The sequence below is a fragment of the Xenorhabdus doucetiae genome (assembly GCF_000968195.1).
GTDB lineage: Bacteria > Pseudomonadota > Gammaproteobacteria > Enterobacterales > Enterobacteriaceae > Xenorhabdus > Xenorhabdus doucetiae.
Window position 1 is genome coordinate 4104325 of sequence record NZ_FO704550.1, and the last position, 20474, is coordinate 4124798.

Sequence of the window (20474 nt, forward strand, 5' to 3'; positions counted from 1 at the left end):
GTACACACTTCCCATATTATTTATATTTTATACCTTTATTTAAATTTATTTCTTAAACACTAATTACATCCAAGAAATTAGCATACGCATATTTGATAATAGATTTGCAACTCCAGATTCTTTTAATAATTCAAAATGAGAGGATTCTATTTTATAAATATCTGGACAATTAACAAAACAATCATTATTAGTCTCAAAATAAGATAGTTGGTCACCTTCAGCACTAAATATTTTCACAGGAGCAGAAATCCGTTTATTATAAAAAATACTATCTATATCTGACTGTAGACTTTTAGACATTTCGATAACAACTCTTGAGATTTTTCTAATTAAATCATGACTTAGACCATGATTTCTCTTTCTAATGAATTTAATAAAACTCTCTTCATCTGTTACTGTTCTCAAACATTCTGAGAGCTCTGGATGATTTGAATCTCTAGAAAAAACAGAAAATAATAGGGAAACCACCTCCTTATTTTCATAAATATTAACTTCATCAGTTAATTTAAATTGAAAAGAATATCCTTTTGTCATACCAGGAGCAATCAATATAAGTTCCTCAACCTCTTCTCCCATCATTTCAAGCTGATAAGCTGCCTCAAAAGCTGAAATTGTTCCAAATGAATATCCCCAAAGTACATAAGGACCTTGGGGTTGCTTATTTATTATTTCGACAATATCAATAGAAACAGCTTTCTGAAGAGAATTATATGGCTGCTCACCTTCATTAAGACCAGACGCCTGTATTCCATAAAATGGTCGAATTTTACCAATTTTTTCAGCAAGTAATTTCAAACTCATCGGATATCCACCTAAACCTGGCCAGCAAAAAATTGGGGATAATTCTCCATATGTTTGTAGAGAAATGAGTCTAGAAGAAATTTCGTTAGAATTAGTACTAATCAAACAAGTCAATTTTTCAATTGTAGATACTTCAAATAAAATATGAAGAGGCAAATTAGAACCAAACTCTTTATTTATAGAAAGAATAATATCAACTGCACTTAATGAATCTCCTCCCAGAGAAAAGAAATCATCATCAATAGAAATATTATTATTTTTAAGGTGTTTAATCCATATATCTTGAATCTTCTTTTCATTTATAGATCTTGGAGCAATATTTTCCTTTCCGTAATGTTTATCTCCTAATTTTTCAAGCATATGAAAGTCAATTTTTCCCGTTATCGTTAAAGGCATTATATCAACAAAAATTAATAAGCCAGGAATCATATAATCGGGAAGACGTTTAGATAAATCACTTTTTATAAGATAAATAAGATCTTGATGGGTACGCTTCTCTTCTAATGTCACCCCCTCTTTATTAAGCTCAATATATGCAATAAGTATATATTGATCATCAATATATACTTTGTTTATTACAGCGGCAGTATTAATTAGAAGTAATGCTTCCAGTTCTATTTTTATTTCCTCTAATTCAACTCTCATACCTCTAATTTTTACTTGAGAATCTTTTCTACCGATGAAATAAAATTCCCCATTCTTATCTTGATAAACTAGATCCCCTGTTTTATAGACTATAGTAGGAATATTTGAACAAGGAGGAATAAAAGAAAAAAAACGTTGATTTGTCAAATCGTTCTGATTCAAATATCCTCGTGCTATTTGAGCGCCAGATATATGTAATTCTCCAATATTGCCATTACAAACAGGCACACCAACTTCATCCAAAACATAAAATTCAGTATTATCAACTGGTTGACCAATAGATACACCTTCATTATGTTCTTTTTTTATATCAATAGAAACATTATAAAATGACGCATTACAAGTACACTCTGCGGGACCATAAACATTAATTAACTCACAGTTAGGTAATGTATTCAAACATTGCAATGCTAATTTCTTAGTAAGACTTTCCCCACCACAAAGAATATGAGAAAGGGAAAAACATTTATCAAACCTCTTTCTATTAACTAATGCTTGTAATAAAGTAGGTACACATTGTATCAAAGAAATATTATTATCTATAATATCATCTATTAAATTATCAACATTCTTATTTATACTAAAATTACTAACTACTATTTTGCTACCACAACAAATAGATAGCATTTCCCATTGAGCCGCATCAAAACTTATAGGAGTTTTATGTATAATACTTTTACCTACACCTAAAAAACCTTCCTTTTTTAACCATGATAGTTGGTTAATTATAGAATTATGGCTTATCATCACTCCTTTAGGTTTTCCAGTACTACCTGATGTATATACAATATAAGAAATATTTGAAGACTCAGATTTTCTTGGTTCTGCAACATACAAATAATCTGAATCTGAATCTGACATCCCTTCTACATACTCAATTATATCACTAATTGTTATTAAGTACTCAAGAGAAATTAATTGCAAATTGGTTACCATAACCGCCCAATAACGTATTTAATTCATTCTCCATTGTCTCCTGAGTCCAAGTGATAAAACGTCGCCAATGGTATTTGGCTTGTTTCCAGACGATTTCAATCAAATTCAGCTCTGGGCTGTAGGCGGGAAGGTAGAATAAAAACAGGTTGTGTTCTCGTAACCAGCTATTTCTGATTTTTTCTTCAATCCCGTGATGGATACGCGCATTATCCAACACTAAAAATGTCAGGCGGTTGTCCCCTTGTTGGGCGAGCTGCTCTAAAAACAATCACGTCATCTCGCGTGATACTGCCTGACGTTGTCTGGCAAAACAGCGTGTTATCCGTGTAATTTAACGCCCCCAGAACTGACCGCCTGTCATGCTCTTGAGGCTCAGTTTCATGGGGCTTACCCCGTGGACTCCATCCATATTGCACCGGAGGAGATGCGGCAAAACCCGCCTCATCAAAATAGACCAAACGGTAATGGCCTAACTGTGCTCCAGCCTTAATTTTATTCAGCAAGGCGGATTTGTTAGCAAACTCCGTTTCGTTGCGCTTTTTTTAAGCGATAGACGGGTGCGTTTATAGGTGAGCCCCTGCTTTTTCAGGGTATTTGCCAGCGTTTCAAGCGTACAAGGCAGGGGCCCATGCTTTGCCTCAACGCACTGGGCTATCCGTGCGAGAGTTAGGGACTCTGCACAGGCAGCTTCGACCGCAGTGGCAATCATTTCAGGCGTCATAGCGAGATACCGGCCTCCAGCATGACCGCCTAATAATCCCGCTATCCCTGAATTGTGCCACATGTGAACCCAATTATAGATAACCCGGAGACTGCATCCTATTTCAGCGGTGATCTGGGACGGCTTGCTCCCTCTGGCAAGCATGAGCAAACCCGTTCCTCGCGTACGGATATCCCGGTGGGGATGATTCAAAGCGAGTTGTTGCAATGTTATTCGTTCAGGCTCAGAAAGTATTATCTTCGATTTCATAAGGACAGGCAGAAAATCAGGTTATCGTGTTATCGATTGTAACAGTAATGCAGATAGTTTATCTGATTAACTTAAAATTATTTCTTCGCTAACAAGGTTAGAAACCTTTGATTTTAATTTCTCCTGAACAAATATATACTTAATAGAAGAATCATCTATCATATACTTTAAACGTTCAGGTGGATAATCGGGTGCCAATGCTAAATAAGCAGAGCCAGAAAAAAGAATACCCCATATGCCAATAAATTGTTCTAATGATGGTTCAACAAAAACACCTATGCATTCATTTTCATTGCAATTTAAATAACGTAAATAATTTGCAACATGTAAACTTAAGTGTGCCAATTGCCAAAAACTAAGTTTATCTTCTTCATGTGCAACAGCTATATTATCCGGTGTATAACGTACATTTGATAAGAAAAGACCAGGAAGGCAACCATTTACTTTATACTCAAAATATTTTTCCTTATCACTAGACCAAAAAATGCTTACTTTATTATCATGCAAAGAATGATCTAGAGCCATTGATTCATTAATCTTCATTTCGAAGTTTTTTATATTTAATAATTTTTCCCAAGATTTATTATATATTACTGGATGCATTATTTTATTCATAATTAAAACAACCTCTTAATTAACTAAGATATGAAATTAAAATACCCTGATTCAGAATAGTCTTTACCTGCTTCTTTGAATCTTACTTTAGGAAAAGAATACCCATTTTTCAAATACATTCTTGCGAAATACAAAGAAGATTTATCATTAATTCCTATACCTTTCAACGCCTTTAATTCATTATCTGAGATTTTAAAATCAATACTATTTATATACTCAATAAGTATATTTTTAAGTTAATCAGATAAACTATCTGCATTACTGTTACAATCGATAACACGATAACCTGATTTTCTGCCTGTCCTTATGAAATCGAAGATAATACTTTCTGAGCCTGAACGAATAACATTGCAACAACTCGCTTTGAATCATCCCCACCGGGATATCCGTACGCGAGGAACGGGTTTGCTCATGCTTGCCAGAGGGAGCAAGCCGTCCCAGATCACCGCTGAAATAGGATGCAGTCTCCGGGTTATCTATAATTGGGTTCACATGTGGCACAATTCAGGGATAGCGGGATTATTAGGCGGTCATGCTGGAGGCCGGTATCTCGCTATGACGCCTGAAATGATTGCCACTGCGGTCGAAGCTGCCTGTGCAGAGTCCCTAACTCTCGCACGGATAGCCCAGTGCGTTGAGGCAAAGCATGGGCCCCTGCGTTGTACGCTTGAAACGCTGGCAAATACCCTGAAAAAGCAGGGGCTCACCTATAAACGCACCCGTCTATCGCTTAAAAAAAGCGCAACGAAACGGAGTTTGCTAACAAATCCGCCTTGCTGAATAAAATTAAGGCTGGAGCACAGTTAGGCCATTACCGTTTGGTCTATTTTGATGAGGCGGGTTTTGCCGCATCTCCTCCGGTGCAATATGGATGGAGTCCACGGGGTAAGCCCCATGAAACTGAGCCTCAAGAGCATGACAGGCGGTCAGTTCTGGGGGCGTTAAATTACACGGATAACACGCTGTTTTACCAGACAACGTCAGGCAGTATCACGCGAGATGACGTGATTGATTTTTTAGAGCAGCTCGCCCAACAAGGGGACAACCGCCTGACATTTTTAGTGTTGGATAATGCGCGTATCCATCACGGGATTGAAGAAAAAATCAGAAATAGCTGGTTACGAGAACACAACCTGTTTTTATTCTACCTTCCCGCCTACAGCCCAGAGCTGAATTTGATTGAAATCGTCTGGAAACAAGCCAAATACCATTGGCGACGTTTTATCACTTGGACTCAGGAGACAATGGAGAATGAATTAAATACGTTATTGGGCGGTTATGGTAACCAATTTGCAATTAATTTCTCTTGAGTACTTAAAATAAATGGCTATTTTTCGAAATAATTTAATTGTGAATTTATTTCTATGGTAATTTTCCTCTAAAACATTAAAGACTAATTTGTCACAACACTTATGAAAAACAGATCTATTCTCATAAAATAATTTTCTGAGAAAATAGGCGATATGAATCTATGTTTTTAGAAATCATGAAAGTTCATATACCCAATAGATTTCAAGATAAAGCACGACAGTAAAAATTTTATCGATAGGGAATATAATCATATCACTAAGGTAGGTGAGTGTAGTCGACAAAGCCTTAACTTGAAAGATGACAGGTATAGTTAGTCTAATCTAATTTTCTTATACTAAGTGAATGTCAATGGAAAATATTTACCGCCGAAGTTTGCCAACTTTACCTCTAGATCCTAAGACAATTAAAGTTATTAAACAAAAAGCAGAGAAGTTGTGGGAAGAAATATCCAAGTTAAATATCAATATAAATATGGCGCGAGGAAAACCTTCACCTGAACAACTAGAATTATCTTCACCTATGCTAGAGTGGAATCTAATTTGTGATTTTATTTCTGACGAAAAGGTCGATTGTCGAAACTATGGAGAGCCAGCAGGAATATCTGAAATGAGAATCCTACTTGCTAATATTTTAAATATCGAAAAAAATAATGTAATAGCCACTGGAAACTCTAGTCTAGAAATCATGTACCAAGTACTGGCTGCACTAATGATTCATGGCCCAGATGATTCTTCACCTCCATGGTCATCCTATGAGAAAATAAGTTTTATTTGCCCTGTACCAGGATATGATAGGCATTTCAAAATCTGTGAAGAAATGGGAATAAATATGATATCAGTGCCAATGAGAAATAATGGTCCAGATATTGATATTATTGAAGATCTTGTATCTAACGATCCTTCTATTAAAGGTATTTGGTGCATTCCAAAATATAGTAATCCAACAGGAGTGATATATTCATCAGGAGTAATAAAGCGTCTGGCATCATTAAAATCTGCAGCACATGATTTTAGGTTATTCTGGGATAATGCTTACGTTGTCCATCACCTAACAAATAAAGAAATAGAAATTGATGAAATAATATCCATTTGCTCTTCAGCAGGGCATCCTAATCGACCTTATGTTTTTACATCAACATCGAAGATAACTCTACCTAATTCCGGTATTGCTGCTTTTGCCTCTTCAGAATCGAATATAAAGTGGTGGCTAGAAAGATCTGCGATTAGGACTGTGGGACCAGATAAAATGAATCAACTTCGACACGCTCGTTTTCTTGAATCCCATGAGAAGGTCAAAATCCTCATGGCTAGACATCGTGAGATATTAGCCCCAAAATTTTCAACTATAATTAAAATATTTAAAGAAGAACTAAATCAATTTTCAATAGCAAATTGGAGTGAACCACTTGGAGGTTATTTTATTTCACTGGATGTTCCAAATGGATGCGCTAAACGTACTGTAGAGTTGGCTGCTAACCTCGGTATTGAGTTAACACCAGCAGGAACTACTTTCCCATATGGGAAAGATCCTCAGGATGGAAATATCCGTATTGCGCCTAGTTTTTTATCTACCGACGAAGTCTCACTTGCAGCTAGGGGAATCGTAACAGCTATTCTTATGGCTGTGTCAGAACAAATGTCTATTTGAATAAATAATTTTTCGAAATATTTATATGGATACCAACCTAACTTAAATTGGCGAATAAAAACTATCTGACAACGTCACCATAAACATATATTCGGTTTCAACGAATCCTGATAAAAATCCGCACTTTTTGCCCTTTATAGATTAACAATCTTAGCAGACTACACTATTTTTTCGATTCACAGGGAACTGATTCCACAACAGGGCGAGATGCATGAACGTTTTTTACGCTAAAACTGTATACAATGAAATTCAATTTTGGTCAAATATCATACAACTCAGCCTTATTAAAGTATCAAGTAGTGTTTTATTTGGATGAATTGATTAAAAATTAGACTTTCATGCTCTCACCCTGGATTCCACACTGTTTGTACGATGACTATTTTTCCCGCTGTCTAGCTCATGGATTGCCTGTAAAGTTTCGCGATTTGGCTGAATCAGCCCATCAGGGATCTGACCCTATGTTGCTAATTTTTTAACAACCATTCAAATAACTGTAGATAAATCAAGACCCAAAGATTTTGCGTTCTCCATAGCGGCAACTTTTAATTCCGGTGAAACTCTGACTCGTACAATCGCATCGTAGCCACAACATAGCTACAGTATAAGGTTATTTTTCACCCCAAATATGCCTGTTACACTTGAATTATCACGGAGATGCGGGGAAGAGGATCATAGGAATTTGACTTATTCCAACTAAATAAACCCTCTACAACTCAATTGAATAAATTGAAAAATAAAAATCACCTCTTTATTATCCGAGATGCAGTATCCCTATATTAATAGCCCGAGGACAATAATATGCCTAAAGAGTTATTCACTGCAACAGTCGAGTCGGTTGGCAAGCTCAAAATGAAATGTTCATCACGGGATTTTACCTTCCATGTGGACGAACCCAAAAGCCTTGGTGGAACCGATGAGGCGATGAATCCAGTCGAAGCATTACTTTCTGCATTTGGTGCATGTCAGTGTATTGTGGCAAAAAGTTTTGCCCGTAAGCATAAAATCAATTTGATCGATATTCAGGTAAAAATGGAAGGAGAACTGGATACCGATGGCTTCACCGGGAAAAATAAAAACGCCAAACTGGGGTTTTCAAAAATTACCTCCAAGTTTTATGTTAAAGCAGATAATACCGAACAAGAGATCCGCGATTTTATTGCTTTTGTCGAAAGTCATTGCCCTGTTCTCGATACTCTCGTTAATACGCCAGAAATTGTGACTGAGGTTTATTCGGATAAATAAACGGGTAGAACAAGGTGAGCAGCCTTTTTTGTTGCAGCTCGCAAGACGGAAGCCGCTTATTATCTTCCCCGCTACGCGGGGAGATAATAAAGGCCTCTTGAATGACGACGAATATAGACTCAGCTATCTGTACAGGCGCTTTTTAAATCCATCAATGTCGCCATCAATAACATGGGATCTAAAGGCGATGGTTCAAATCCGGTTGCTTCATAAAATGATTTTGCTTCATCTGAGAGTGCATGAATTATCATGCCGCGAACACCAATAAGATCAGCGGCTTGTATTACCCTTAAAGCCGCATCTTTCACCAATGCCCGTCCTATTCCCTTTCGCTGCAATCGCCGATCAACCGCCAAACGCCCCAACACAACCACTGGTATCGGGTTAGGCATATTCCGCTTAAAATGGCCGGGAGCAGAACCCATAACAATCGCACTTGCTGCCAGAGAATAGTAAGCCATCACCCGATTTTCATCACACACCACATAGGTTTTTGATGCGCCTGTTAAGTTATTTTTTAGTGCGCGATTTTTCAGCCATTGATCGAACGTCACAACTCCTGAATCAAAAGATTCCAGATGATGATAGTCAGCCAGAAGTTTTGGTTCCGAAATTATCATAGCTCTTTGCCCCAAGGCGTTTCCATTTGCAGGGTTGCTTGTAACGGCTTATTGGGCTGTGGGGGCATGTCCAAACGTGCCAAAAATTCGGCATAGGCTTCTGGACTGGCCGTAATAATCGCTTGTTCAATTAACGTCTCTTCTGCCATACGACGGGCGGCTTCCAACATAAAATCCGTCCGATTTTTCCCCTGAATGGCTGCTGCCCTGTCTATCAGGTTGCGGATTTCGGGCTTGATACGAATATTCAATGTGTCGCGTTTTGTTGTTTGCATAATTCACCTCGGAGTAGACGAGTTGCGGTTAAGCATAGCACCCCCGATTGTAATGTCAAAGTCATTACAATCGTTGACTTTACAACCAATTCTTAATAGCAGAAGTAAAATCCGTTAATACCTCAACAAACTCATCAGGATGGGAAATAAAAGGGGCGTGGGCAGCGTTGCGCATGATAACGGAATGGGTTTGTGGCCATGCCCTGTCAAGCTGCGAAGCGATCTTACGCGGCACCAAACCATCAAGATGACCATAAAGACGCAGGAAAGGTAATGGAAGCTGGGACAATTCCGCTCTTAAATCCTCCGTGCGCAGGATTTCCAAACCAGCATTAAGCACATCGACGGTCGGCATCGGCTGGTTGAGAATGACTGATTTCAGTACACGGGCATCCTGGCGTGCGCTGTCTGTTCCCAAGGTCTGCAAAGCCAGAAAACGTTCGACCGTCTTCTGAAAATCAGCACTCAATTGATGTTCAAATGCGCTCAAGACCGCCGGCTTAATCCCCGGCCAATCGCCATCGGCACTGAATTTCGGCGAAGAAGCCACGGTGACCAAGCCCGCAACGTGTGCCGAGTGATCCAACGCAATCCGGCTGGCGACCAATCCTCCCAAAGACCAGCCGAGCCACAAGGCATTTTCCGGCGCCTGTTGCCATACAATATCAGCCATGTCCGCCAATGACATGGCCGGATACGGTTGGCTGCGTCCATAGCCCGGTAAGTCCACCAGATGCAAACGAAAATGCGAAGCCAATCGCGTTTCCACTGAACGCCAAACCTCAGCGTTTAATCCCCATCCGTGCAGCATCACAAGATCACGCGGTGCTTCACCAATTGTCTGCCAAAACAACTGATCCATTGTTATTCTCTCTTTTATTTATGTGTCACCAAGGAAGGGAACTATGCTAACAATGGTTGGCTACTGTTGGCTATGCCATCAAAATTTGTATTTTGCCCATCACGGAATCTGCTACATCTGCCTCCGTCACTTAAAGCGGCTGCAACATGTCTGTCCGCGCTGTGCACTGCCTGCTGAATCCGGCAATTTTCCCTGTGGCCGCTGTGTGAAAAATCCCCCGCCGTGGCAATATTTGATCGCCATTACGGATTACACCCCACCATTAAGCCAGCTTATCCGACGGTATAAATATCACAGTACCCCACAACTTGCGCCGGTGCTGGCGCGCATCTTCCTGCTGCATTGGTTGCAAGGCTATCGTGAAGGCCGCTGGCATAAGCCGGACAGCATACTGGGCATTCCCCTGCACAGCAGAAAACGCTGGCAACGCGGGTTCGATCAGATTGAGCTGATTACCCATCCTCTGTCACGTTGGCTGCGATGCCCGTATCAATCCGGTTTTTTGCGCCGTTCACGTGCTACACTCCCACAACGCGGGTTATCCGCCGCCCAAAGGAGAACCAATCTTAAGCAAGCCTTTCAGTTGCAGGGCGATTTTACCGATCAACATGTCGCGATTTTCGATGATGTGATCACCACGGGCACAACGCTGCATGAGGTTTCACAGTTGTTGATTCGTGCTGGCGCTCGCTCTGTACAGGCTTGGGCAATATGCCGAACCTTGTAGTTCCTTTATAAATGGGCGTATTATAACCAACTAGAACAGTCAACTATTGAGCAAATGCCATGATTAATATTACTGAAGCAGCGCAAGCACATTTTGCCAAGCTACTGGCAAATCAAGAACCGGGTACCCAGATCCGCGTTTTTGTCATTAATCCGGGAACCCCGACCGCTGAATGCGGCGTTTCCTATTGCCCACCGGATGCTGTTGAAGCCACTGACACCGAATTGAAGTTCGATCAACTTTCTGCCTATGTTGATGAAATTAGTGCTCCTTTTCTGGAAGAAGCCGTTATTGATTTTGTCACCGATCAACTGGGTTCTCAACTGACCCTTAAAGCTCCGAACGCCAAGATGCGTAAAGTGGAGGATGATGCACCACTGATTGATCGTGTTGAATATGTCCTGCAATCGCAGATCAATCCCCAGTTGGCCGGGCATGGTGGCCGTGTCAGCCTGATGGAAATCACCGATAATGGTTATGCTATTTTGCAATTCGGAGGCGGATGCAACGGCTGTTCAATGGTCGATGTCACGCTGAAAGAAGGAATTGAAAAGCAGTTATTACAGTTATTCCCTGAATTAAAGGGCGTGAGAGATCTGACTGAACACCAGCGCGGTGAGCATTCATATTACTGAGTTTTTTATTCTTGTTTTAACCATTTTTCTGTTTCCAACATTTTCTCTCGGTATTTCTACGCCTTCCCAATGCTGATATTGGGAAGGCAGTCAGGTATGACCTGACTGCGGTTAAGAAATGAATAGATTGAAAATGAAAATTTGAGAAACGACGTTGAGTATTTATGGACCATTTTCAAACAATAACGCCTGAACAAGCTTACCAACATTGGCTCGATAAAACCGCAGTCATGGTTGATATCCGCGACCCACAAAGTTTCCATGCCGGGCACGTAACCGGGGCGTTTCATCTCACCAATGAAACACTCAATCATTTTCTACAAGGCGCGGATTTTGACCAACCCGTCATGGTGATGTGCTACCACGGGCATAGCAGTCAGGGAGCGGCACAATACCTGATCAATATGGGTTTTGAGACGGTTTACAGTGTCAATGGCGGTTTTGAAGTCTGGCAAAGGGACTATCCTCACGCTGTCCATGCTCAATGAATATTTAATATACTGAATTTAACCCTGTGCAATTCATTTCAACTTAAGGCAGAGATAAGACGAGTCATGATCCATATAACCTCAGTATCTAACCCTCGACTGGCTCAGGCCTTTATTGATTATATGGCGACGCAGGGCATTCATTTGACCATGCGCCCCACCAATGAACCCCCTTTAGTTGAACTCTGGTTAGAAGATGCCAGCCAACGCAGTCAGGTTGAACTGGAACTTCGCTACTTTGCCCATGACCCGCTCAATAAACGCTATCAGGCTGCCAGTTGGCAAGCGGGTAAATCTGTCAGTCCCTTCAACTATCGCAACAACCTTAACTTAAGTACGCTCAAAAACCAGTCTGGTCCGCTGACAATTGCCACAACCCTGATCTGTATCCTCGTTTACCTTTGGATGGAGATGGCGGGCATGCCGAATGTCATGAAATGGCTGGCGTGGCCAGCTCACAGTGATCAGTATCTGGAGTTATGGCGCTACTTAAGCCCTGCCCTGCTGCATTTCTCCCTGACCCATCTCCTGTTTAATCTTGCATTATGGTGGTATTTCGGCAGTCAGGTAGAGCGGAAGATTGGCGGAGGCAAATTGTTTGAAATCACGATAGTCTCCGCCATTTTCAGTGGTTGGGCGCAATCCTTGTTCAGCGGATCTCATTTCGGCGGGCTGTCCGGTGTCGTCTACGCCCTGATCGGGTATGTTTGGCTAACCGGTGAAATATCACCCAAACGCGGGATCAGCGCGCCCAGAGGATTAATTGCTATCTCTGTCATTTGGTTATTGGTGGGTTATTTCAATCTATTTTCATTAAAGATCGCCAATGCTGCCCACGTTTCAGGATTAATTCTCGGGTTATTAATGGGGTTATGGGATAATTTGCGTAAACAAAAAAAGCAATAAATACCAATAGATTTCAAGTTTCGGCATCGGCTTGAAATAGAAGGGGATAATTTTGGTCAACGATAATCCATCTATGCAAATATTAGGGGAATTTTGTGAAGCAAACTCAGCGACATGATGCAATAATCGAGCTAGTGCGCCTTCAAGGTTATGTCAGCACGGAGGAGTTGGTTGAACATTTTGATGTTAGCCCGCAAACTATCCGACGTGACTTAAATGATCTCGCCGATAAGAATAAAATCCAGCGTCATCACGGTGGTGCCACGTTACCCTCCAGCTCCGTCAACACCGCTTACCATGACCGTAAGATCATGTGGTCGAACGAAAAAGCCCGCATTGCACAACAAGTTGCCAGCCAAATTCCAAACGGCGCAACCCTGTTTATCGATATTGGAACCACGCCAGAAGCCGTGGCACATGCCCTGCTCAACCACTGCGATTTACGGATTGTCACCAACAATCTCAACGTCGCCACCCTGTTTATGGGCAAAGAAGACTTCCGTCTGATTTTAGCCGGAGGAGAAGTGCGCTCCCGCGATGGCGGTATCATTGGTGAAGCCACGCTGGATTTCATTTCCCAGTTCCGCCTTGATTTCGGCATCCTTGGGATCAGCGGCATCGATAATGATGGCTCGCTGCTGGAGTTCGATTACCACGAAGTGCGTACCAAACGCGCCATTATCGAGAACTCCCGCTGTGTCATGCTGGTTGCCGACCATTCAAAATTCGGCCGCAGTGCTATGGTTAATCTCGGTAACATGAACCTGATTGATTTTTTGTTCACGGATAAAGCACCTCCTCTCGGTATCCAGAAAATTATCGAGCAACACAGCGTTAAGCTGGAATTGTGCTAATTACTTTTTACGCAATAGCTACGTAATCAATGCCCCCACCTGAAATTCGGGTGGGGGTCGCTCTCATCAATATTCCCCTCTCAAATTTGTATCCCACAAAATCCTTATTAATCTTATATATATGGTAAGGTTTTGTTAGCTATATCACGTGAAGATGTTTTTTCTGCGTTAATAGTTGGCGATTGATGAATTTTTGATTACAATCCTTGAGCGAAAACGAACATTAAAGAACTGTTTCGAACATTTCAGAGGGGATGCAATGGAAACCAAAGACTTGATTATCATCGGCGGTGGAATTAACGGCGCCGGTATCGCAGCAGATGCTGCTGGCCGGGGGCTTTCTGTCCTATTGTTGGAAGGTCAAGATTTGGCCAGCGCAACTTCGTCTGCCAGCTCCAAGCTGATCCACGGTGGCTTACGCTATCTGGAACATTATGAATTCCGTTTAGTCAGTGAAGCACTGGCAGAACGTGAAGTGCTTTTGAAACTGGCTCCCCATATTGCATTCCCGATGCGTTTTCGTTTGCCGCATCAACCTCACCTGCGCCCAGCCTGGATGATCCGCATTGGCCTGTTCCTGTACGATAATTTAGGTAAACGCGTCAGCTTACCGGGCAGTAAGGGGCTGAAATTTGGTGCAAACTCAGTATTAAAACCCTCAATCACCCGTGGTTTTGAATACTCCGACTGCTGGGTTGACGATGCGCGTCTGGTTGTTCTGAACGCTCAGGAAGTGCAAAAACACGGTGGCGAAGTGCGTACCCGCACTCAAGTTACCCGCGCATGGCGTGAAAATGGTCACTGGATGGTTGAAGCCAAAGATCTTAAAACCGGCGAAACCTATACCTGGCGTGCGAAAGGTTTGGTCAACGCAACTGGCCCGTGGGTGAAAAATTTCTTTGATAACGGCCTGCAACTGAAATCGCCTTACGGCATCCGTTTGATCAAAGGCAGCCATATTGTTGTGCCGCGAGTGCACGATGAACCGCAGGCTTATATTCTGCAAAATGAAGATAATCGCATCGTGTTTGTGATCCCGTGGAATGACGAATTTTCCATCATTGGTACGACAGACGTTGAGTACAAAGGCGATCCAAAAGAAGTCAAAATTGACGATAAAGAGATCGACTATTTGCTGAAAGTCTATAACGACCACTTCAAGAAACAACTTGGCCGCAATGATGTTGTCTGGACTTACTCTGGTGTTCGTCCCCTGTGTGATGATGAATCCGATTCACCGCAAGCGATCACCCGTGACTACACACTGGATGTGCAGGATGAACAAGGTCAGACACCATTACTGTCCGTATTTGGCGGTAAGCTGACGACTTATCGTAAATTGGCTGAACACGCCATGGATAAACTGACCCAGTACTACCCCAATGCGGGCAAGGCATGGACTAAAAATGGCAAATTACCGGGTGGTGAGCTGGAAGGCTGTGATCGCGATGGTTATGCGCGTCTGCTGCGTCAGCGTCACAACTGGTTGCCAGAAGGGACGGCACTACGTTACGCCCGTACTTACGGCAGCAACAGCCAAGTCATCCTGAAAAACGCAGAAGCACTGACCGATCTCGGCGAATGCTTCGGCCACGGTTTATATGAAGCTGAACTGCGTTATTTAGTTGAACACGAATGGGTGACGCAGTTAGATGATGCTATCTGGCGCCGAACCAAACTGGGCATGTGGCTCACCGATGAACAGAAACAGCGTGTAGCGGACTGGCTGACACAAAACGTCAAAGCGGCTTAATTGCAAGATTAATTTCGTGGAAAACGGCGATAACCATTATCGCCGTTTTCTATTTCGCTTTATTCCTACTGTAAATTTTCGAAATCAACCATCCCTATTTTCTATTGAAATCTGCTGATTTTTTATTTTATTCAACTGGTTGTTTGACGCACCTATTTTTGCCATCGTGATAGTATGTTGGAAATTAAACTGACATATATCTAAACTAAAAATTTAGGAACAAATAATGGCAGCAATAACCTATTTGATCGTCCCAGGGTATACCAATTCTGGGCCAGATCACTGGCAATCTCATTTAGAAAAAAAATATCTGAACGTGGTCAGAGTACAACAGGATGATTGGCAATCTCCCGTTAGGGAAAAATGGATACACCGCCTGCATGAAACTATCGACAAAATAGCAGGTGACATTTTTCTTATTGGACATAGCTGCGGTGCTGTTACCATCACTCAGTGGGCAGCGGAACGAAAATCCGATAAAATTAAGGGCGCTTTACTGGTTGCTCCCGCTGATATTGACAGCCTCGGTGCACCATTAGAAATTCAGGTTCAACGCCCTTTAGCTACGTCTCCCCTGCCCTTTCCTTCTACACTGGTCTGTAGTGATAATGATGAATTTTTACCTTTAGAAAAAGCCCATACTCTGGCCAATTGTTGGAACTCATCTCTCATTGTTTTATCTGGAGCAGGACATATCCATACTGCTGCGGGTTATGGCGAATGGTTGGCAGGTGAACAACTTATCAACGAGATATCAAATCACGGCTTGATCACTAATCAATAATTTCGGGAAAATCTATGTTAACGATCCGGGATGCAACGATAGAAGACGCTATGCTACTCTCTCAACTATTTGAAACAAGCTATCGTTTTCACTTTTCTTATTTATGGCATGACCAGAATGAATTGGAAGAGTATATCGCAGGAGAATGTTCCATAGCGCAAATATCGACTTCATTACAATCTCCCGATCATAAATGGTTTATTGCCGAATCCCAACCTGCTATCGGATCAAATAGAGTGGCTTCAGATACAAACCGTTCCAACATTGTTGGCTTCTGCAAAATCGTCTTAAACCAACCTGTTCCTGATAAAGATATTACTGGCATCTATTTGCATAAACTTTATCTGATGCCAAAACTAACCGGACAAAAACAGGGGGATCAATTATTTGATCATATAGTGAAATTTTGTCATAAACAGGGGGAAAAGTGGCTTTGGTTGGAAGTCATGGAGCAGAACACTTCTGCCATCAAATTTTATGTGAGAAAAGGGCTGAAATGGCAAAAGGATATTATTTTTTCCAGCCCAAAACAGCAAAGCATATTGCATATCATGGCTAAAAATTTATCCGAGTAGATTCAGTTTGCTATTTTCGCAATCTCCGATTCGTAAATTAAAAATCGAGACCGCAGATCCTGTAACTCCGCCAATTTCTCCTCTGGAGAGAGAAAAGAGTATCGGAGGCTATTAAATACAGCCGTTTTAATATCGGCATATGACGGTTTGTAATTTGTGACAAAAATTAAAAATTCGTGCGTTAAGTCACTACGAGAAACCCCGGGATCATCACTTGATATCACAAAAGGCACGCCATAACGTTGATAAAGTTTTATCGGATGCGCGTTCCCTCTAACACCCAGAATAAAGTCATTACTCGTCAGGTTAATTTCAATCGGAATGTCCTTTTCCCTCAGTTCATTGAGTAATGCCAATGCGTTCACCTCCGTAGCAATATCAACGCCGTGGCCGATTCGATTTGCCCCTGCGATATCTACCGCATAGCGAATATGATTTGCCAGATTCTCTGGCGGAACCATTCCGCTCGCCAATTCCCCTGCATGCAAGGATAAGTGAACATCGGGGAAGAGCTGTTTTAAATAGCGAAACATCAGCATGTACAGCTTATAATCACGAATTGCGATGTAACCGTTTTCCGGCCCGACAATATTCACGCCGACAATTTTTTTGCTGCCGTGTGCTGCCGAAAATGCCGAATATAAACTTGAGAATACCGCGGCGCGTGGCATATTACGAACAGCATAGGATTGAAGCCGGATACGAAATTTATCATCGTCCAACCCTGAGATCGCCGCTTCTCCAGTTTGGATATAATCAGAGATGCCCTTCGCAACAAATGGGTCCTTAGCCATAAAATTCGCATAAGGTGCCAGCACTGCGAAAACGCGATTTTCATCGGCATCCGGATCTAACGCATCAAGCGCTTTAGCCAAATCGGGATATTCAAAAGCGGGTGCCTTTTTCAACATGATTTCCAGATACTGAACATTTTCATGTTTGGCACGGTTTTTTAATTTCGCAAGCCCTTCCATTAAAATTTGATGCGACAACGGACTGAAATAATTAAAGGTGTCAAAAAACTGCTGGTCCGGTGCCTTCTCCGTGTGATAGTGGTTATAGAAGTCTTTGTCTGACCATGCTTTCAACCATTTCCGGTAGAAAACATTGTTTGCGATAACCGCACGCTTATCGAGGCAAAATGGCCGATTTTCCCGCGGGAGCTGATTTTTCTGCCGTGTTTCTATTTGATAAATTTCGATGTTAAGTTTTGGGTCAGATCGATCATAAATGCAGTATCCCTTATTCCCCACCCAGTCAAGATAGGTCTCGGCATAGATTGCACCAGAATAATGAATATGGACATCTGCGCCTTTAGGCATCATTTTCAATGCCATTGTTAACTCTGCAATATCCGGATCAGGGGTTTCAATTAGATGACTAAAAAAGTATGCAGTCGCTGTCTCATTTTCCTTGGCTAAAGCGGTACTTAATTCACCCGCATTGACCTGACAAGGAAATAACATTAATAAAATGATGACAATAGATAAGACATTCATAATCCTTCTTCCTGATCTTGATATTTGTTTGGTAACTTATTATATGAATCCAAGAACAATAATATATAAACGAATAAAAACATAAAATATCCACCTGAATTTTAGGCAAACTTTTAAATGCGAAATATACTTTAATTATCTCTTTAATTTTTAATAACACCAATACAAAGGAGATAGAAAATGTTCACAGTGAAATACTTTGATGATTTTGCAGCATTAGATCTATACGCAGCAACGATGTATGACCAATATCCGGATAACATTATGCCTCCGCCAGATCCACGCATAGAAAAAGATGGTTGGAAACTGAAAGGTTATATTTCCTGTAATTATTATTACACCCTTATGGATGCCAAAACCAATAAGAAAGAATTAATATTTTCTGATGATAGAGTAAATCATGGATATACCAATCTAACTTGAAGATGCAGGTTTTAAAATCTGAAAGTTGTCAGTCAGTCTAGTCGTGAGTTCTTTCGCTTTTTCTGGCAAAGTGACATGAAAAAAGTGACGAAGGGTTTCACGGAATGTCTTCGCATCCGGAAAATAAACATTGTTACGTACTTGCTCATTCATATACTTCCACAATCGCTCTATTGGATTGAGGTTTGGGCTGTAAGGCGGTAGGTAATGCAGTTCAATATTAAGGACATATGCCACCTCTTTCACCAATTCTGCCCGGTGGTAACCCGCCCCATCCAGAATAATATGAATTTTTTGCGAAAGTGGGTAAGTTTCTCTAATAGCGCCGAAAAAATACGCGATATTTTCGGCATTGATACTCGGGTATTCACGGATCACGGTGTCTTCAATTCGTTGTAAATTGAGGGCGCCCAGAAGATTGAGACGGGTACGACTGCCGGTGGTTTCGACCACTTTTACCTGATTTTTCCCCGCTTTCATCCAACCATAGCTGAGCTTTGTGGACTGCGAAGGATGCACCGCATCAATAAATAGGATAGGTTCATTCTGACCTGCCCGGTCTTTCAGAGACTGGTAGTCATCAATAAATTGTTGCTGCTTATCCGCATCGAATTTATGAGGAACGCCCTTTGGCTTTTTGTAGCTGAAACCTTGTCGGTGAAGCCATTTCGTCATGCCTCCCACGCTGAAAGACACCTGCCAACGAGCTCGTACATAATCCACAATTTGAGCGGTCGTATGCAGCAAATTTGCCGTCAAATAATCAACCAGATCGGCGGTTTGTTTGGCAGAGAGATGGCTTTCAGAACCGCCATTTTCGGGGGTGAGTTTTTCCTGCGCGGTGAAATCTTTTAGGTGACGGCTTACCGTAGTTTCATGAATACGTAAGGCCTGAGCAATCATCTGAGCTGTCCAGCCCTCTGACGCCAAAAGCACGGCCTTGATGCGATCACAGACTCGACTATCACGAGTGGTATCATGCATCAATTCGAGGGCACGTTTTTGTTCTGGTGTCAGATGAATTTTCATGATTGCAAGCATGATCGGGTTTGGATAAGAAATCAAGCATCTTCAATGGCGATTGGTATATATAGTAGAGAGAATAGAAAATCCCGGAGAATACGTCCTCGCTCTCCGAGGAACCAAAACCTTTGAAGAATTTATAAAGGATCTTGATGTAGGATATATACAACCCTGGCCTGATACACCGGAGCAATCGGTTTTTGAAGGTTTTTATTCCATGTATAAATCACTAGATCTGATTGTTCCTGACAATACGGCAGGTATTGATTACTCCCAACTCGAACTTGCAGATGCTATCGCACAATTTATCGGTGTAAATGGCTATTGTACGATATCAGGTCATAGCCTTGGCGCTGCCATGGGAACTTATCTTATGAGAGATATCTACAATAAAGCCGCTCATTGTAGATCTTGCTTATTTGCCAGCCCAAAAGTAGGAAATTATGCTTTTGTTAAATATGTGAGTGAACAGTTTAAGGATTACAACGTTCTTAATTATATAAATGATCTCATTCCTACACTCCCACCGAATTCTGAACAGCTACCAAATGTCATTACACTGTATCCGAGAGACGATGTAATAATTAAAAATTCAATAAGTTGCAAACATACTATGTTAACTTACCTTGCTTTAATAAATAAATATAAATTTTTCGACGTACTTGATGGTGATTACCCGGTAGAACATAAAACATGGAATAACTGTCTACGCGTGTCATTAGAAAGTTAAATAATAAAAAATGGTGAGCATAATCTTTATGATTATAAGGCTTCCTTACTCCTCGCATCGAGAGGAGTAAGGAAGTGAACGCTGATTTTGAAATGTCATATATAAATAAGCAACTAAAAATATAAACCAGATTTATTATTAGGTATGACAACA

22 protein-coding genes and 1 pseudogene are annotated in these 20474 nt (G+C 41.3%); 14 read left to right on the forward strand and 9 right to left on the reverse strand.

The genetic code is table 11. The annotated features are described in order from the left end of the window. Nucleotides 1–63: 63 nt before the first annotated feature. From XDD1_RS17910 to XDD1_RS17925, 4 genes and pseudogenes are all read right to left on the reverse strand, one after another. Nucleotides 64–2382 carry a non-ribosomal peptide synthetase gene (locus XDD1_RS17910; RefSeq protein ID WP_045973184.1) on the reverse strand — a complete coding sequence of 773 codons (2319 nt, stop codon included), beginning with the start codon at nt 2380–2382 and terminating at the stop codon, nt 64–66. Next, nucleotides 2351–2798 (reverse strand): annotated as a pseudogene (locus tag XDD1_RS19575) (IS630 family transposase). The gene XDD1_RS17910 and the pseudogene XDD1_RS19575 overlap by 32 nt, the downstream one beginning before the upstream one ends. Before the next feature lie 80 nt (nt 2799–2878). Next, a complete protein-coding gene (locus tag XDD1_RS17920; RefSeq protein ID WP_045968011.1) occupies nt 2879–3352 on the reverse strand; it encodes a helix-turn-helix domain-containing protein in 474 nt (157 codons plus the stop codon). 66 nt (nt 3353–3418) lie between these two features. Continuing rightward, a complete protein-coding gene (locus XDD1_RS17925) occupies nt 3419–3967 on the reverse strand; it encodes an AMP-binding protein (protein ID WP_084721077.1) in 549 nt (182 codons plus the stop codon). Between the two features lie 306 nt (nt 3968–4273). Between XDD1_RS17925 and XDD1_RS17930 the strand changes: the two genes are divergently transcribed. From XDD1_RS17930 to XDD1_RS17945, 4 genes are all read left to right on the forward strand, one after another. Further along, complete coding sequence (locus XDD1_RS17930) at nt 4274–4747, forward strand: helix-turn-helix domain-containing protein (protein ID WP_045973186.1); 474 nt, start codon at nt 4274–4276, stop codon at nt 4745–4747. Continuing rightward, on the forward strand, nt 4741–5277 hold the full coding sequence (locus tag XDD1_RS17935; protein ID WP_084720900.1) for an IS630 family transposase: 537 nt from the start codon (nt 4741–4743) through the stop codon (nt 5275–5277). Before XDD1_RS17930 ends, XDD1_RS17935 begins: the two co-directional genes overlap by 7 nt. A gap of 349 nt (nt 5278–5626) precedes the next feature. Continuing rightward, complete coding sequence (locus XDD1_RS17940; RefSeq protein ID WP_084721079.1) at nt 5627–6925, forward strand: aminotransferase class I/II-fold pyridoxal phosphate-dependent enzyme; 1299 nt, start codon at nt 5627–5629, stop codon at nt 6923–6925. A gap of 798 nt (nt 6926–7723) precedes the next feature. Continuing rightward, entirely contained in the window at nt 7724–8167 is a 444-nt protein-coding gene (locus tag XDD1_RS17945; RefSeq protein ID WP_045973187.1) for an OsmC family protein, read from the forward strand. A 119-nt stretch (nt 8168–8286) separates the two neighbouring features. Here XDD1_RS17945 and XDD1_RS17950 read toward each other — a convergent pair whose 3' ends face one another. From XDD1_RS17950 to bioH, 3 genes are all read right to left on the reverse strand, one after another. Then, on the reverse strand, nt 8287–8784 hold the full coding sequence (locus XDD1_RS17950; RefSeq protein WP_408068298.1) for a GNAT family N-acetyltransferase: 498 nt from the start codon (nt 8782–8784) through the stop codon (nt 8287–8289). Then, nucleotides 8784–9062 (reverse strand): type II toxin-antitoxin system TacA family antitoxin, encoded by a 279-nt coding sequence (locus XDD1_RS17955; RefSeq protein WP_045973189.1) that lies wholly within the window; start codon nt 9060–9062, stop codon nt 8784–8786. Before XDD1_RS17955 ends, XDD1_RS17950 begins: the two co-directional genes overlap by 1 nt. A 79-nt stretch (nt 9063–9141) precedes the next feature. Then, entirely contained in the window at nt 9142–9924 is a 783-nt protein-coding gene (gene bioH, locus XDD1_RS17960) for a pimeloyl-ACP methyl ester esterase BioH (RefSeq protein WP_045973190.1), read from the reverse strand. A 43-nt stretch (nt 9925–9967) separates the two neighbouring features. Here bioH and gntX point away from each other — a divergent pair, with 43 nt between their 5' ends. From gntX to XDD1_RS18000, 8 genes are all read left to right on the forward strand, one after another. Beyond that, nucleotides 9968–10651: a DNA utilization protein GntX gene (gene gntX / locus XDD1_RS17965; RefSeq protein WP_045973191.1), complete on the forward strand. Its 684-nt coding sequence runs from the start codon at nt 9968–9970 to the stop codon at nt 10649–10651. 59 nt (nt 10652–10710) lie between these two features. After that, entirely contained in the window at nt 10711–11286 is a 576-nt protein-coding gene (gene nfuA / locus XDD1_RS17970; RefSeq protein ID WP_045973192.1) for a Fe-S biogenesis protein NfuA, read from the forward strand. 164 nt (nt 11287–11450) lie between these two features. Next, nucleotides 11451–11774, forward strand: coding sequence for a thiosulfate sulfurtransferase GlpE (glpE, locus tag XDD1_RS17975; protein ID WP_045973193.1), 324 nt, complete (start codon nt 11451–11453; stop codon nt 11772–11774). 66 nt (nt 11775–11840) lie between these two features. Next, on the forward strand, nt 11841–12680 hold the full coding sequence (gene glpG, locus XDD1_RS17980) for a rhomboid family intramembrane serine protease GlpG (RefSeq protein ID WP_045973194.1): 840 nt from the start codon (nt 11841–11843) through the stop codon (nt 12678–12680). Between the two features lie 95 nt (nt 12681–12775). Next, a complete protein-coding gene (locus XDD1_RS17985; protein ID WP_045973195.1) occupies nt 12776–13534 on the forward strand; it encodes a DeoR/GlpR family transcriptional regulator in 759 nt (252 codons plus the stop codon). Nucleotides 13535–13793: 259 nt separating this feature from the next. Continuing rightward, nucleotides 13794–15287: a glycerol-3-phosphate dehydrogenase gene (glpD, locus tag XDD1_RS17990; RefSeq protein WP_045973196.1), complete on the forward strand. Its 1494-nt coding sequence runs from the start codon at nt 13794–13796 to the stop codon at nt 15285–15287. A gap of 226 nt (nt 15288–15513) precedes the next feature. Further along, complete coding sequence (locus XDD1_RS17995) at nt 15514–16071, forward strand: RBBP9/YdeN family alpha/beta hydrolase (protein WP_045973197.1); 558 nt, start codon at nt 15514–15516, stop codon at nt 16069–16071. A 14-nt stretch (nt 16072–16085) separates the two neighbouring features. Continuing rightward, nucleotides 16086–16646 (forward strand): GNAT family N-acetyltransferase, encoded by a 561-nt coding sequence (locus XDD1_RS18000; protein WP_045973198.1) that lies wholly within the window; start codon nt 16086–16088, stop codon nt 16644–16646. Between the two features lie 2 nt (nt 16647–16648). On the opposite strand, the gene XDD1_RS18005 is transcribed toward XDD1_RS18000, so the two are convergent. After that, nucleotides 16649–17983 (reverse strand): adenosine deaminase family protein, encoded by a 1335-nt coding sequence (locus tag XDD1_RS18005; RefSeq protein WP_167541639.1) that lies wholly within the window; start codon nt 17981–17983, stop codon nt 16649–16651. A 342-nt stretch (nt 17984–18325) separates the two neighbouring features. Between XDD1_RS18005 and XDD1_RS18010 the strand changes: the two genes are divergently transcribed. Then, on the forward strand, nt 18326–18568 hold the full coding sequence (locus XDD1_RS18010) for a hypothetical protein (protein WP_045973199.1): 243 nt from the start codon (nt 18326–18328) through the stop codon (nt 18566–18568). Here the strand turns inward: XDD1_RS18010 and XDD1_RS18015 are convergent. Then, nucleotides 18560–19597, reverse strand: coding sequence for an IS630 family transposase (locus XDD1_RS18015; protein ID WP_045973823.1), 1038 nt, complete (start codon nt 19595–19597; stop codon nt 18560–18562). The two genes, XDD1_RS18010 and XDD1_RS18015, sit on opposite strands and share 9 nt — an antisense overlap. 52 nt (nt 19598–19649) lie before the next feature. Between XDD1_RS18015 and XDD1_RS18020 the strand changes: the two genes are divergently transcribed. Then, nucleotides 19650–20321, forward strand: coding sequence for a lipase family protein (locus XDD1_RS18020; protein WP_052705748.1), 672 nt, complete (start codon nt 19650–19652; stop codon nt 20319–20321). The last annotated feature ends 153 nt before the right edge of the window (nt 20322–20474 follow it).